The sequence below is a fragment of the Acinetobacter lwoffii genome, assembly GCF_024129435.1.
Taxonomy (GTDB): Bacteria; Pseudomonadota; Gammaproteobacteria; order Pseudomonadales; family Moraxellaceae; genus Acinetobacter; species Acinetobacter lwoffii_F.
This window is the reverse complement of record NZ_JAMXXN010000001.1, coordinates 233,177-245,490: the sequence shown is the minus strand read 5'-3', so window position 1 is coordinate 245,490 and position 12,314 is coordinate 233,177. Positions and strand designations below refer to the sequence as shown.

At 44.1% G+C, this 12,314-nt stretch carries 11 protein-coding genes; 3 read left to right on the top strand and 8 right to left on the bottom strand.

What is annotated here, in order from left to right:
- Nucleotides 1-58: 58 nt before the first annotated feature.
- Genes NI455_RS01240 through NI455_RS01225 form a run of 4 tightly spaced genes read right to left on the bottom strand, consistent with a single transcriptional unit; the run spans nucleotide 59 to nucleotide 3,767 of the window.
- A complete protein-coding gene (locus tag NI455_RS01240) occupies nucleotides 59-793 on the bottom strand; it encodes a proteasome-type protease (protein ID WP_004278798.1) in 735 nt (244 codons plus the stop codon).
- A 13-nt stretch (nucleotides 794-806) separates the two neighbouring features.
- A complete protein-coding gene (locus tag NI455_RS01235) occupies nucleotides 807-1,586 on the bottom strand; it encodes a transglutaminase family protein (RefSeq protein WP_253112030.1) in 780 nt (259 codons plus the stop codon).
- On the bottom strand, nucleotides 1,583-2,185 hold the full coding sequence (locus NI455_RS01230; protein ID WP_004278801.1) for an alpha-E domain-containing protein: 603 nt from the start codon (nucleotides 2,183-2,185) through the stop codon (nucleotides 1,583-1,585). The genes NI455_RS01235 and NI455_RS01230 overlap by 4 nt, the downstream gene beginning before the upstream one ends.
- A gap of 22 nt (nucleotides 2,186-2,207) precedes the next feature.
- Entirely contained in the window at nucleotides 2,208-3,767 is a 1,560-nt protein-coding gene (locus tag NI455_RS01225) for a circularly permuted type 2 ATP-grasp protein (RefSeq protein WP_004645420.1), read from the bottom strand.
- Between the two features lie 240 nt (nucleotides 3,768-4,007).
- On the opposite strand from NI455_RS01225, the gene NI455_RS01220 reads away from it, so the two are divergent.
- Both NI455_RS01220 and NI455_RS01215 read left to right on the top strand, forming a co-directional pair.
- Nucleotides 4,008-5,015 (top strand): helix-turn-helix transcriptional regulator, encoded by a 1,008-nt coding sequence (locus tag NI455_RS01220; RefSeq protein ID WP_253112028.1) that lies wholly within the window; start codon nucleotides 4,008-4,010, stop codon nucleotides 5,013-5,015.
- A 501-nt stretch (nucleotides 5,016-5,516) separates the two neighbouring features.
- Nucleotides 5,517-7,187, top strand: coding sequence for an FMN-binding glutamate synthase family protein (locus NI455_RS01215; RefSeq protein ID WP_253112026.1), 1,671 nt, complete (start codon nucleotides 5,517-5,519; stop codon nucleotides 7,185-7,187).
- A gap of 68 nt (nucleotides 7,188-7,255) precedes the next feature.
- Here the strand turns inward: NI455_RS01215 and NI455_RS01210 are convergent, their stop codons facing one another.
- The 4 genes from NI455_RS01210 to NI455_RS01195 are packed head-to-tail and all read right to left on the bottom strand — an operon-like array spanning nucleotide 7,256 to nucleotide 10,990.
- On the bottom strand, nucleotides 7,256-8,299 hold the full coding sequence (locus tag NI455_RS01210; RefSeq protein WP_253112024.1) for an alpha/beta hydrolase: 1,044 nt from the start codon (nucleotides 8,297-8,299) through the stop codon (nucleotides 7,256-7,258).
- Nucleotides 8,299-9,438, bottom strand: a complete 1,140-nt coding sequence (locus tag NI455_RS01205) for a YdcF family protein (RefSeq protein WP_005263276.1) — start codon at nucleotides 9,436-9,438, stop codon at nucleotides 8,299-8,301. The genes NI455_RS01210 and NI455_RS01205 overlap by 1 nt, the downstream gene beginning before the upstream one ends.
- Nucleotide 9,439: 1 nt before the next feature.
- Complete coding sequence (murB, locus tag NI455_RS01200) at nucleotides 9,440-10,480, bottom strand: UDP-N-acetylmuramate dehydrogenase (RefSeq protein WP_044108858.1); 1,041 nt, start codon at nucleotides 10,478-10,480, stop codon at nucleotides 9,440-9,442.
- Between the two features lie 3 nt (nucleotides 10,481-10,483).
- The gene (locus NI455_RS01195) at nucleotides 10,484-10,990 is read right to left on the bottom strand and encodes a low molecular weight protein-tyrosine-phosphatase (RefSeq protein WP_243474537.1); all 507 of its coding nucleotides are present in this window, start codon (nucleotides 10,988-10,990) and stop codon (nucleotides 10,484-10,486) included.
- 120 nt (nucleotides 10,991-11,110) lie between these two features.
- Between NI455_RS01195 and NI455_RS01190 the strand changes: the two genes are divergently transcribed.
- Nucleotides 11,111-12,271 carry an iron-containing alcohol dehydrogenase gene (locus tag NI455_RS01190; protein WP_253100598.1) on the top strand — a complete coding sequence of 387 codons (1,161 nt, stop codon included), beginning with the start codon at nucleotides 11,111-11,113 and terminating at the stop codon, nucleotides 12,269-12,271.
- The last annotated feature ends 43 nt before the right edge of the window (nucleotides 12,272-12,314 follow it).

Here is a 12,314-nt window from a genome sequence, read left to right as displayed (position 1 = left end):
ATGCTGGACTGCATAGAAGTTAACACTGTACGCGAAAAGCCTGAACCACGGTAGGTTTTTATAAGAAATACTCATTAGAGGGAACCGGAAGTTCTGCCAGTCCTTTTTTTAAGGTCTCTGACCATTGCCGGCTGATTGACGTGAAATACTCATCATCTTCGGCAATACGCTTGCCTCTTGGCATGATCAGACTGTCTTTTTTATAGACCAGCACATCGAGGGGCATGCCGACCGATACATTGGAACGTAGGGTCGATGCAAATGAAATCAGGGAACAGCGCAAAGCTTCATCCAGCGGCATATCATAAGTCAGCGCACGATCCAAGATTGGCTTGCCATATTTACTTTCGCCAATCTGGAAATACGGCGTATCGCGTGTGGCACAGATAAAGTTCCCTTGCGGATAAACATGATAAAGCTGCATATCCTGATCTTTAAGTTGCCCCCCGACCAGCAGATTGCAATAGTAATTGCTTTGTTCCGAAATATCGCTCGTAACATTCGCAATCACTTTTTTCAGCATACTTCCAACCAGCTCAGCGACATCAAACATGGTGTGCAGACTCAAGATATTGGGTTCCTGCTTCAGTTCGAGCTGATTTTTAATATGTCCAATTACGGCTTGTGTTGTTGCCAGATTTCCGGATGCCTGTATGACGATCATACGTTCCCCAGGAATACCAAAGGTATACAACTTTCGAAATACAGAAATGTGATCTACTCCGGCATTGGTCCGGGTATCACTGATAAAAAGCATACCTTGCTCTAAACGTAGTGCACAACAATACGTCATTTATTCGTCCTTATTAACATCCTAGCACTTGAACGATGGAATGCATGGATTCTACACCGCCTTTTTCTCTGACACCGCGTACCGGTGCCACATCCCAATAATCCCGTCCAATCGCCACATAAATATGCGAACTTGGAGTAAACACCAGATTACTGACATCAAAACAATACCATGTCTGGTCTACAAACACCTCTGCCCAAGCGTGACTGGCCAGATGCGAAGCATTTTGTGCATATAAATAACCAGAAACATAGCGTGCAGGCAAACCTAGATATTTGCACATGGCAATAAAAATATGACTATGGTCCTGACAGACGCCCTGTCTGGACTCAAAGGCATCTATTGCAGAGCCTTGCACTGAAGTACTGTTGGAAATATAAGGCACATGCTCCAGCAAGGCCTGTGCCAGTCCAATCAAATGCTGACGGGTTAATGCAGGAACATGACGTTGTGCAAAGTCTTTCATTGCTGCATTACATTGTGTCGATTCGGTCGGCTGTAGAAAAAGATTGGGATTGATTGAATCATTCAGTCCACTCTGATGCGCAGGATTCAGTTCAACAATCCCTTGCGCCATGATAGTCAGGGAATAATAAGGCTCCCGCTGGCTACAGGTCATCCACAGATTATGAAATGCATCTTTCCGGATTTCTTTATTACCCGGCACACTAATATCCCAGGAATGCACCCGCTGATGCGCATTGCTCGAAGGCATCATTTTAATGTACTGAATACTGTTCCTCACCTCGGCCGTGTACATATAATGCGTTTGGTGATTCACCATCAATTTCATACATCTGCCTCAAACAGTTGATGAATATGGTCGCTAAACTGGTAAAACTGAATCCGGTTCGGTTCTGTACGCAACTGCTCCCAGTACTGTTCCAGATCATTCCAGCCCATCTCTACCAAAATTCTGACCACATAATCAATCTTGCAGAGTGTAGTACTGGTTTCTTCACCCAGACGTAACTGATGATCGAGCTGTTCGACACATTGCCCTAGACTAAAAAACAGAAAAATATCGGAAGATTCGGCTTCCAGAATATCTTCACATTCCGTCACCACTTCACAGATATAACCAGCATTTTTGTCTGCGGTTTTGATCAATTTCATCAGTTCCGCATAGCCTGAAGCAGACAGCACCCCGCGTAATTCCTGAATATTGTCTTTAGCTACTTTAAACTGCTGGCTAAAAGACGCCACTTGCGTAGGATCAAGTACCAGCTCATTTAGGGAACTGGCATCAAAAGCAGGTAAACAAAAGGCATGGGCATACGCTACTGCCGCTTCGTCTTCTAAAAATGGAAAGCGCGCACATAAAAAATGAGTGCGAGATAAATAACGCCCTAACCAAAAAATATGTTGTGCATTGCTATTCAGCAAAACCATGACATTTTCCTTCTTTGGAATCTTATGAATGTAAATTGTCGACTACCCAGGTATCTTTGATACCGCCACCCTGTGATGAATTCACCACCAGTGAGCCGGGCTGCATCGCCACACGTGTCAAGCCACCCTGTACGATTTCAGTACGATAAGGCGAACTTAATACAAATGGGCGTAAGTCGATATGACGTTCAGCAATACCAAAATTGGTCAAAGTCGGACTAACCGATAAGTCCAAAGTTGGCTGCGCAATATATAAATGCGGCGCAGCTAAAATTTTCTCCCTGAAAGTTTCAATTTGCTGTTTAGACGCTTGTGGTCCAATGAGCATGCCATAACCGCCCGAACCCTGCGCTTCTTTCACCACCAGTTGATCCAGATGAGCCACGACATAGTCTAATTCTTCAGAATTACGACATTGATAAGTCGGAACATTTTTTAGAATTGGCTGCTCGCCCAAATAAAAATGAATCATTTTGTCGACATATGGATAAACCGATTTGTCATCTGCCACACCGGTTCCCGGTGCATTGGCAATCACAACATTATTTTGCAAATAAGCTGACATCAAGCCAGCCACACCCAAAGTGCTATCCGGTTTAAAGCATAAGGGATCAAGAAACGCATCATCGACCCGTCTATAAATAACATCGACTCGTTGGCGACCACGTATGGTTTTTACATAAACCTTCGAGTCATCAACAAAAAGGTCACGTGATGTTACTAATGGCACATCCATCTCTCTTGCAAGGAAAGAATGTTCATAGTAAGCACTATTAAAACGTCCTGGGGTCAGTACCACCACAAATGGCTTGTCGACATAAGCATTTTCGATCAGGATTTCTTTTAATAATTGTGGATATTGCTCGATTCCGGCAATCTTGGACTGCTCGAATACTTTCGGCATCAGTTTTTCACTGATCTTGCGGCATTCCAGCATATAAGACACGCCAGATGGCGTTCTGAGATTATCTTCTAAGACATAAAACTCGCCCTTGGAATCACGGATCACATCGATCCCGCTAATCTGGCTATAAATCCCGCCTTTCAAGCTATGTTGATACATATGCGGCTGATAGGCTTCATGAGTTAAAATCTGCAACTCAGGAATGATATTGGCTTTTAAAATGTCCTGTTGATGATAAATATCATGTAAGAATAAATTTAGCGCCCGTACCCGTTGTGCCGAGCCTAAAGCCACCATATTCCACTGTTTCCGGTCTATGACTCGCGGAATGATATCGTAGGGAATAGTGCGTTCTACGCCTTCTTCATCGCCATAAACGGTAAAGGTAATACCGTGATTTAAAAAATGTTCTTTTGCTACCTGATTCAGTGCATTGAGTTCATCCAGCGTATGTTGAGATAACCATTCTTCCAGTCTTTGACCTGCCTGACTGGACAGCACATGTTCATCCTGCATTTCATTAAAGAACTTTGAAGATAACTGCTGCAGTAAAAGTTGTGGGTTTGTTGTAGTAGATACCGCTGTAGTTTTAGTGTCTATAAAATTTTTTCCAATATTCTGGGAACTAAATTTATCAATTGTTTCAATCACATTTGTATCCTGATTTCCTTTAAGCATACAACCCCCCGTATTATCATCTATTATAATTAAATCAAAGCAATATCCATGCCATGACATCTGCATTTCAATTACCATTAATCTAATAAATGCCCAATGAACTCAATGCTATTTTCGACCAAGTTGTTTTAGAATTGTAGGACAAATGTTGCACAGAGGGACTTGCGAAAAAATGAGAGTTTTTTTATTGTGTTAAGCTAAGCCTAAATCCCCTATTCTTTATTGCCAGCAAAATAAATTATGTCAGCACAAGAAAAAGAAACTTCAAACAGTCTGTATCGCCAATGGCAAATTTTGTCGCGTCTTTCTACCGGCAAATGGATGGGAACACGTGAATTACAGGAAATCCTGAATCGCGAAGGCATTGATATCAGTCTACGTACCATTCAGCGTGACCTGAATCAGATTGCGCAACGCTTTCCAATTGAAAGCAGTAAAACCACGCCGCAAGGCTGGCGTTGGCGTTCAGATGCGCCGCTGCAAAGTTTGCCGCATATGACCAGCTCGCAAGCGGTCACTTTCATGATGGTCGAAGAACATTTAAAACATCTGCTGCCACCGAGCCTTATCGAGGAAATGAATCCGTGGTTTGATCTGGCACGACGCAGTCTTTCTTCCCAGAACAATGTCCGGCAATGGATTAACCGCGTACGCATTGTTCCGGCCACCCAACCCCTGATTCCACCTGTGGTAGATAAGGCCGCGCAGCAAGCGGTGTATGAAGGTCTGTTACAGGACAAACAGCTGGAATGTGTGTATCAGGGCCGCGGTCATAATAGCGAAGAAAAAACCTATATTCTCAATCCTCTGGCATTGGTACAAAAAGGGTCAATCATCTATCTGGTGTGTACCCGTCATGACAAGTCCGATATCCAGACCTTTGCCCTGCACCGCTTTAAATCGGCCGTCGTGCTGAATTCACGTGCCTTGCATCCGGTCAATTTCGATATTGATGAGTATATTGATTCTGGTGCGCTGGGCTTCCGGGTGGACTTTAACCATCCTACCGAAAATGTCACGCTTAAACTCAGCATGTCAGAATCGGATGCGCATTACTTTGAGGAAAGCCAGCTCAGCAAAGACCAGAAGATTGAAAAAATGGACAATGGTATGTCGCTGATCATTTCTACCGTGCCATTTACTTCACAACTGGTCTGGTGGTTACGCAGCTTTGGTAAAAAGATTAAACATATTGAACCGAGTATTGTAGCCAATGCAGTCGATCAACTGGATGAGGAAAACCCTTAACCACACAGGCTTCATCCAGATTCTTTTATGTATTCCGGAATAAAAAAATCCCCAAATTGGGGACTGGAGAATTATGCTTATATTTTTGTTCTTGTTGTGGTGATCTGCCGCTGTGCCAGGCTGCTTTTCTTTAACACCCCGAAATGCAGCCTAGATGAAACATCAATATTTAAAAATGACTGAGACATGAGCAAGCCAGTTCAGCATCATTAAAGCGAATGGATTTTTTGGTCATGGTTTAAGACTCCTATGTAGTGAATAAACCGACTATAAAGTCATCCGCCTTACTTGTGAAATAAATAGAATGCATGTCTTTTGCAGATTTTTTCTATAGAACTTTTTCCGTAAAATTTATCTGTAATCGCTGCCGATTCATTGTCTGGCTTAATAGCATTTTCGGCAAGTTTATAAAATCGAATAACAATTCTCTGCTTGTATAAGATACCTCGCTCTGCACATCATAAAGCCCTATAGAAGTAGAAATAGGGACTTAATTTTACAATGGCTAACCCTGCTCAATTAGTACGTCACAAGCTGCTCAATACTTTCTTTTCCCGCCATTCGGTCTGGTTTGCCTGCATTCTGATTGCAGTGATTTTTACTACATTTCATATCGGTTATTCACCGCGTTATATCTATTATTTTATGCCGCAAACGTTAGTGAATACCCTATGGATCCTGAGCATTCTGCTGAGTTTGCTGGGTTTGTATGATGTACTACAAAATAAGCATTCCATTCTGAAAAATTATCCCATTATGGGACATTTCCGCTTTATCTTTGAGGAATTCCGTCCCGAGATTCGTCAGTATTTTATTGAAGCCGACCGGGACGCACTGCCTTTTTCCCGTATGCAGCGCAGTCTGGTGTATCAGCGGGCAAAAAATGAAAATTCTGATAAACCTTTCGGCTCGATCCTGAATGTCTATGAAGATAATTACCGTTTTGTTAGTCATTCCATCACGCCCTGCAAAGTTGCCGATCCGCAGACTTTTCGCATCCTAATTGGAAATGAGCAATGTACCCAGCCCTTTTCAACTTCTATTTTAAATATTTCAGCCATGAGCTTTGGCAGCATGAGTGCAAATGCAATAAGAGCCCTTAATCTCGGCGCTAAAAAAGGTGATTTTTTCCATGATACAGGCGAAGGCAGTATCAGCCCCTACCATCTGGAATATGGCGGTGATCTGGTCTGGGAAATTGGCAGTGGTTATTTTGGCTGCCGTACTTTAGATGGGCAATTTGATCCGGAACGTTTTGCTGCACAAGCCAAATTACCCCAAGTGAAGATGATTGAAATCAAGCTTTCGCAAGGCGCAAAACCTGGCCACGGCGGTATTTTACCTAAAAGTAAAATTTCGGAAGAAATTGCCCAAATTCGAGGCATCAGCCGTGATCATGATTGTGTTTCACCTTCGAGTCATCCGGCATTTAGCACACCGATTGAAATGATGCATTTCATACAAAAATTACGTGAACTTTCCAACGGAAAACCGGTCGGATTTAAGCTATGTCTGGGCCAGCCGTGGCAGTTTATGAGCATGGTCAAAGCCATGTTACATACCCAGATTTATCCGGATTTTATTGTGGTTGATGGCTCTGAAGGTGGAACCGGAGCTGCACCCATTGAATTAATTGACTATGTTGGCGCCCCTTTAAGAGAAGGTTTGCTGTTTGTACACAATACCCTGGTTGGTGCAGGATTGAGAGATAAGATCAAAATTGGTGCAAGTGGTAAAATAATTAGTGCATTCGATATTGCCAGTACGCTTGCCATTGGTGCGGATTGGGTGAACTCTGCCCGTGGTTTTATGTTTGCAGTGGGCTGTATTCAGGCACAAAGTTGTCATACCAATCAGTGCCCTGTCGGAGTCACCACCCAAGACAAAGATCGCCAGAAAGCCTTACACGTGCCGACCAAGGCGGAACGGGTGTTTCATTTTCATAAAAACACCTTACATGCTCTGTCTGAACTGATTGCTTCCGCTGGTCTAAAACACCCTTCCGCTATTAAGGCACATCATCTGGCACAACGTGTTAATAATCACGAAATAAAGAACTTTGCGCAGATCCATTTCTGGCTCAAAGAAGGCGAATTATTGACCTGTGAAAATAAGGATGAGGAGAACTTCTACTTCAGGATGTGGAATTTGGCCCAATTAGAAAAATTTTAATTTGATGCAGTTAAAATCAAAAAAGGCGTTTTAATAAACGCCTTTTTAAATATCCAATTTTCAATCTATTAATAATAAGTTTTGCTGCCATGTGCATGCAGAAAGGCTGGAATCAAACCCGTCAATGCAGCGCGAATATCAGCACGTTCATTGATTAACTGATGCGAACCTTCTTCCAGCATCAGTAAAGTCTGGAGCCGGAATTTACGCCGGATAAATTCGATATTATAACGCCAATCAACAGTCTGATCCTGTGCACCCTGTGCCAGCCAGACTGGAATACGACAAGCCGGACGCGCTTCCATTTCCAGCATCCAGCGTGACATCGCCAGAATCCAGTCCATGCCCATCATTCGCGGTTGTAATGGATCTTTAAGCCGGATAAAACGCAGAAACTCCGGATTATGGTTATTGCGTCTAAAATGCCGGGGAACTTCACGTTTGATTCGGCTAATAATGCCAAGCCCGACCGAATTATGCCACCAAGCAGTTTTGGCGGGACGAATCAATGGTGATAATAGCAAGACCCGCTCGACAAAAGGATTTTCACGACGTTCTGCAAATTCCAGTAAATGGTGCATCCAGATCGCACCACCGGTACTCTGGCCGATGCCAACCCAAGGTTTCGGTAATTGTGAAGCGTGCTGTACATAGCGATGTACTGCATGCAAGACCTGCTGATAATGATCAAAATTCTGAATGCTAGCAGGTGAACCATCACTGAGACCATGTCCCGGCAAGTCATAGGTCAATACGCTAAAACCCTGTTCCAAAAGCTCTTTGACAATCGGCTGATAAATACCGCTATGTTCCAGATAACCATGCAGCAAAAAAGCGGTTCCCTGAATATTGTCAAAGCGGGTATTTTCCAGATTCGGTTCAAACACCTGTACATGTAACTTGAATAATGGCATCTGTACATAGCCCTGCCAGTGTTTGCAGTCCAGTAAATCAAAACCATAAAGCTTTCGATAGGACTGCAGATCAATCGGCGGTTCATCACTACGATTCAGGTTTAAAGGTGGCAAGAGTTGAGGCGTAACATCCCGACTCGGAATGGGTAAATCCAGCTGTTTCAGAATGGTGGGATTTAAAAATGGGATATCAGACATTATGGCACCTCCCGACAGTCACTGGATCCAAACCACATATCGCGCATGGTCGCCAACATTTCATAATTGGCACGACGACTGTGATCATAATTTTGTGCACTTGGACGCCATCGTGTCAATGGCGTTGGCATCGGCGCTTCTACCGGAATGGTTTGTATGCCATTTAACGCAAATAAACGGCGGGTACGCGGCATATGATAACGATCCGTAATCAGAATCACTGTAGGCGCTCCACCTTTCTTTTGTAATAATAATGAACTGAAACGGGTATTTTCACAGGTGTTCATGCTGCGATCTTCCAGTAATTTGGCATCGACACCATGATTTTTTAACCAGCGCTGCATATACGGCGCTTCGACCCCACTCAGAACAATCGGCAACTGATAATGTTTCTCTACTGCCAGCGTAGTTTCCAGACGTAGTCGCGTATAGTTATTGACGATGATCTCTTTGCCTTGGTCATCTAGGGTTAAGCCACCACCCAATACCACAATGGCATAAGGTTGGGAGCTATTCGCCGGTTTAGCCTGCTGTTGCTCTTGTAGTAAAGCCAAGTCCTGCTGGATTTCCTCTCCATCGGTTTCCTGTACCGAACTGGCTTCACCCTGCTCAAGTGGATGCGTCGTCAGAAACTCCATATATTGCTCAATGCGTTCCTTATTTTCACTACTGTCCCACTCCAGCAATTCCCGGACATTGGCTGTCGGATCGGCTGGTTCTGCATCTTCCTGTGAGGACAATAAGGGCACCTGAGCAGGTGGACTTTGCTCTGCTTTTTGATCCTGCTGTTCGCGCTGATATTCTTCAATCACCTGCTGCAGTGCTTTATAACGTGCCTGAATCAACATGAGGTTGGCCGAGTTATTTTGCTGGATATCCTGTTCCATGACCTTTAAATACGCCTGACGGGCAATCCACAAATCAGAGCCAGGTTCCAGATTTTCATGTTCGCTGAGTGCAGCCATTTTCTGGCTTTGAGCCGCGACTTCATTTAGCTCTAAGGAGACAAACTGGTTTAAGCCCTTGACGATCATTTTTGAGTAAAAAGGCGTATAAACCAACACCAGTAGACAGCCGCATAGCACAAACAGTCCAGTGACAATTTGTAGCAAACGTACCATCCAATGGGTGTTTTTCATGTTATTCCTCTTCCTGATGAGAACGGATCAAGCCATTTTTATCGAACAATACAGGTTCAGGTTCCAGCATCAGACTAAATTTTTCCCAAACTGATTGCTGTACCCCACGATACGTTTTACGAACATCGGTGAGAGAGGCTTGACCATAATTCACCAAGACCAATGCCTGTTTGTGAAACATGCCGACAGGCCCCAACTGTTTACCCTTCCAGCCCGCCTGATCAATCAGCCAGCCCGCTGCTAGTTTAACTTGAGCATTGGCTTGTTGGTAATGGGGTAAATTCGGGAAAGATACAGCAATTTGGTCAAAGACCGCCTGATCAACCACTGGATTTTTAAAAAAGCTACCCACGTTGGGAAATTCTTGCGGATCAGGTAATTTGCTCTGACGAATCTGAATGACCTGTTGCTGCAAGTTTTCTGCTGTGAGCTGATCACCGACCGCAGTCTTCAGGTCACCGTAATTCAGTTTCAAATCTGGCTGTTTAAGTAATCTAAAAGTCACATGGGTAATCACATAACGGTTAGGATCATCTTTAAAAATACTATGCCGGTAGGCAAATTGACAGTCTGCTGCCTGAATCGAGGCAAATTGTTTCAGCTGACGGTCATAGACCTCAACTGAATCGATAAACTCGCCAACTTCGACGCCATAAGCGCCAATATTCTGTACTGGCGATGCACCGACCCGACCCGGAATTAAAGCAAGATTCTGTAGGCCATATAAACTTTGTGTCGTGGTCCAGAGCACGAAGTCATGCCAGCCCTGACCACCACCTACACGTAAACGTTGCGACTGATCATCAGCATCCAGCATCTCTATGCCCTGAATATCCATATGCAAAACCAGTGCATCAATCTGCTCCGGCAGCAACATATTGCTACCGCCTGACAGGATCAGCACATTGAGTTGCTGTTGTTCAGCAAAATCCAGTGCAGCCAGCAGATCAGCGGTTGATTGAATCTGAGCATAGTGCGAAGCAACTGCTTCTAAATTTAAGGTATTAAAAGGTTTAAGTTGAACCTGGGTTTGAATCTGCATCGCTTAAACCTTGTGTAAATTCTGTTTAAAAATCTCAATCCAGGCCTGGCTGCTGGACTCACACTGATCAAGCACCCGTTCAAAGCCATCCGCTTCGCCATAATAGGGATCCGGTAAGGCCTGTTTCGGATAGGTCTGATCATGCTCACTCATCAATGCCACACGTGCACGTACATGACCAAACTGAGTTTCTGCCAGACGCTGTATGTTCTGGATATTGGATAAATTCTCCAGATCCATCGCCAGAATCAGATCATAATCAATAAAATCGTGTGGAATGAGTTGACGTGCGCGAAGTGCTGAAAGGTCATAGCCACGTTTTAGTGCATGCTTCTGGCTACGCAAGTCCGGTGCCTTGCCCGGATGATAATTACTGGTTCCGGCAGAACCGACCACAATATTCAGTTGCTGTTCATCACAATAATGTCTGAGTACAACTTCTGCCGTGGGAGAGCGGCAAATATTTCCCAAACAAACACATAACACCTTGTATGGCGTTCTGGATGACATAAACAACCTCAGAGCTACTTTATTTTAAGGATTCTTATGTTAAGTTATTTATATACTGATTCCTATCTTACAATCATAGAATAATCTCGTATTTGCAATAAAAAAATCAAGGATATCGCCATGAATCGTTTTCAGTTTCAAACCGTCCCCAATATCATTGCCGGACTAGGCACGATTCAGGAATTATTTAAAATTCTAAAAAATGGCCGTTATCGCCGTCTTCTGCTGGTGACTGACCCGGGTATGCTGAAGGAGCAATTACATCTGCCGATTCTGGATATTATTGAATCTGCCGGACTGGAGTATGTGATTTACTCGGATGTTCAGGCCGATCCGCCCGATACAGTGGTGCTTGAAGCGGTGGCTTTTGCAAAACAGGAAAATATTGATGTGGTTCTGGGCTTTGGTGGTGGCAGCTCGATGGATGTGGCCAAACTGATCGCGATTCTGGCACATCCCGAGCAGCATCAGACATTGTCTGATCTGTATGGCGTTGATAATGCCACCGGACCGCGTTTAGCCTTAATTCTGGTACCAACTACGGCTGGAACAGGTTCAGAAGTGACGCCGATTTCGATTGTCACCACAGGTGAAACCACTAAAACCGGTATTGTGGCACCGATCCTTTTTGCTGATATTGCCATTCTGGATGCAACCTTTACCCAGAATCTTCCGGCACAGATCACTGCCGCCACCGGCATTGATGCCATGGTACATGCCATTGAAGCCTATACCTCAAAACACAAGAAAAACCCTTATTCGGATATGCTGGCCAAACAGGCTTTAAGATTACTGAATGCCAATCTGCCGCGCGTGCTACAAGACGGATATGATTTAGATGCGCGTCAAAATATGCTGGTCGGTTCCATGCTGGCCGGACAAGCCTTTGCCAATGCACCAGTCGCCGCCGTACATGCGCTGGCTTATCCACTGGGTGGACATTTTCATCTATCGCATGGGCATAGCAATGCGCTGGTTCTAACTGAAGTATTAAAGTTTAATGCGCCAGCGGCCAAACAGCTCTATGCGGAATTGATGACCTGGCTGGATCCTTACAGTAAAGGTTGTCATGATGGCCTGACTGATCTGTTTATTGATCATTTTAATAATCATCTGATGCAAAGCGGTTTGACCCTAAAACTGAATCAGTTGAATATTCCGGAAGATATGCTGCAGGTCATGGCAGAAGATGCGATGCAACAAAGCCGGCTGTTGCAGAATAATCCACGTGAACTCAAGGTGGAGGATGCTTATCAGATTTATCAGGCGATCTATGCCTAGATCAATTTCCACCTAAGCCTTATCTAGCTGAGGACTGAATAGT

Bases quoted from the DNA above. Each gene is read 5' to 3' on its own strand.
- NI455_RS01240 (WP_004278798.1), bottom strand. From the start codon at position 793: ATGACGTATTGTTGTGCACTACGTTTAGAGCAAGGTATGCTTTTTATC.
- NI455_RS01235 (WP_253112030.1), bottom strand. From the start codon at position 1,586: ATGAAATTGATGGTGAATCACCAAACGCATTATATGTACACGGCCGAG.
- NI455_RS01230 (WP_004278801.1), bottom strand. From the start codon at position 2,185: ATGGTTTTGCTGAATAGCAATGCACAACATATTTTTTGGTTAGGGCGT.
- NI455_RS01225 (WP_004645420.1), bottom strand. From the start codon at position 3,767: ATGCTTAAAGGAAATCAGGATACAAATGTGATTGAAACAATTGATAAA.
- NI455_RS01220 (WP_253112028.1), top strand. From the start codon at position 4,008: ATGTCAGCACAAGAAAAAGAAACTTCAAACAGTCTGTATCGCCAATGG.
- NI455_RS01215 (WP_253112026.1), top strand. From the start codon at position 5,517: ATGGCTAACCCTGCTCAATTAGTACGTCACAAGCTGCTCAATACTTTC.
- NI455_RS01210 (WP_253112024.1), bottom strand. From the start codon at position 8,299: ATGTCTGATATCCCATTTTTAAATCCCACCATTCTGAAACAGCTGGAT.
- NI455_RS01205 (WP_005263276.1), bottom strand. From the start codon at position 9,438: ATGAAAAACACCCATTGGATGGTACGTTTGCTACAAATTGTCACTGGA.
- murB (WP_044108858.1), bottom strand. From the start codon at position 10,480: ATGCAGATTCAAACCCAGGTTCAACTTAAACCTTTTAATACCTTAAAT.
- NI455_RS01195 (WP_243474537.1), bottom strand. From the start codon at position 10,990: ATGTCATCCAGAACGCCATACAAGGTGTTATGTGTTTGTTTGGGAAAT.
- NI455_RS01190 (WP_253100598.1), top strand. From the start codon at position 11,111: ATGAATCGTTTTCAGTTTCAAACCGTCCCCAATATCATTGCCGGACTA.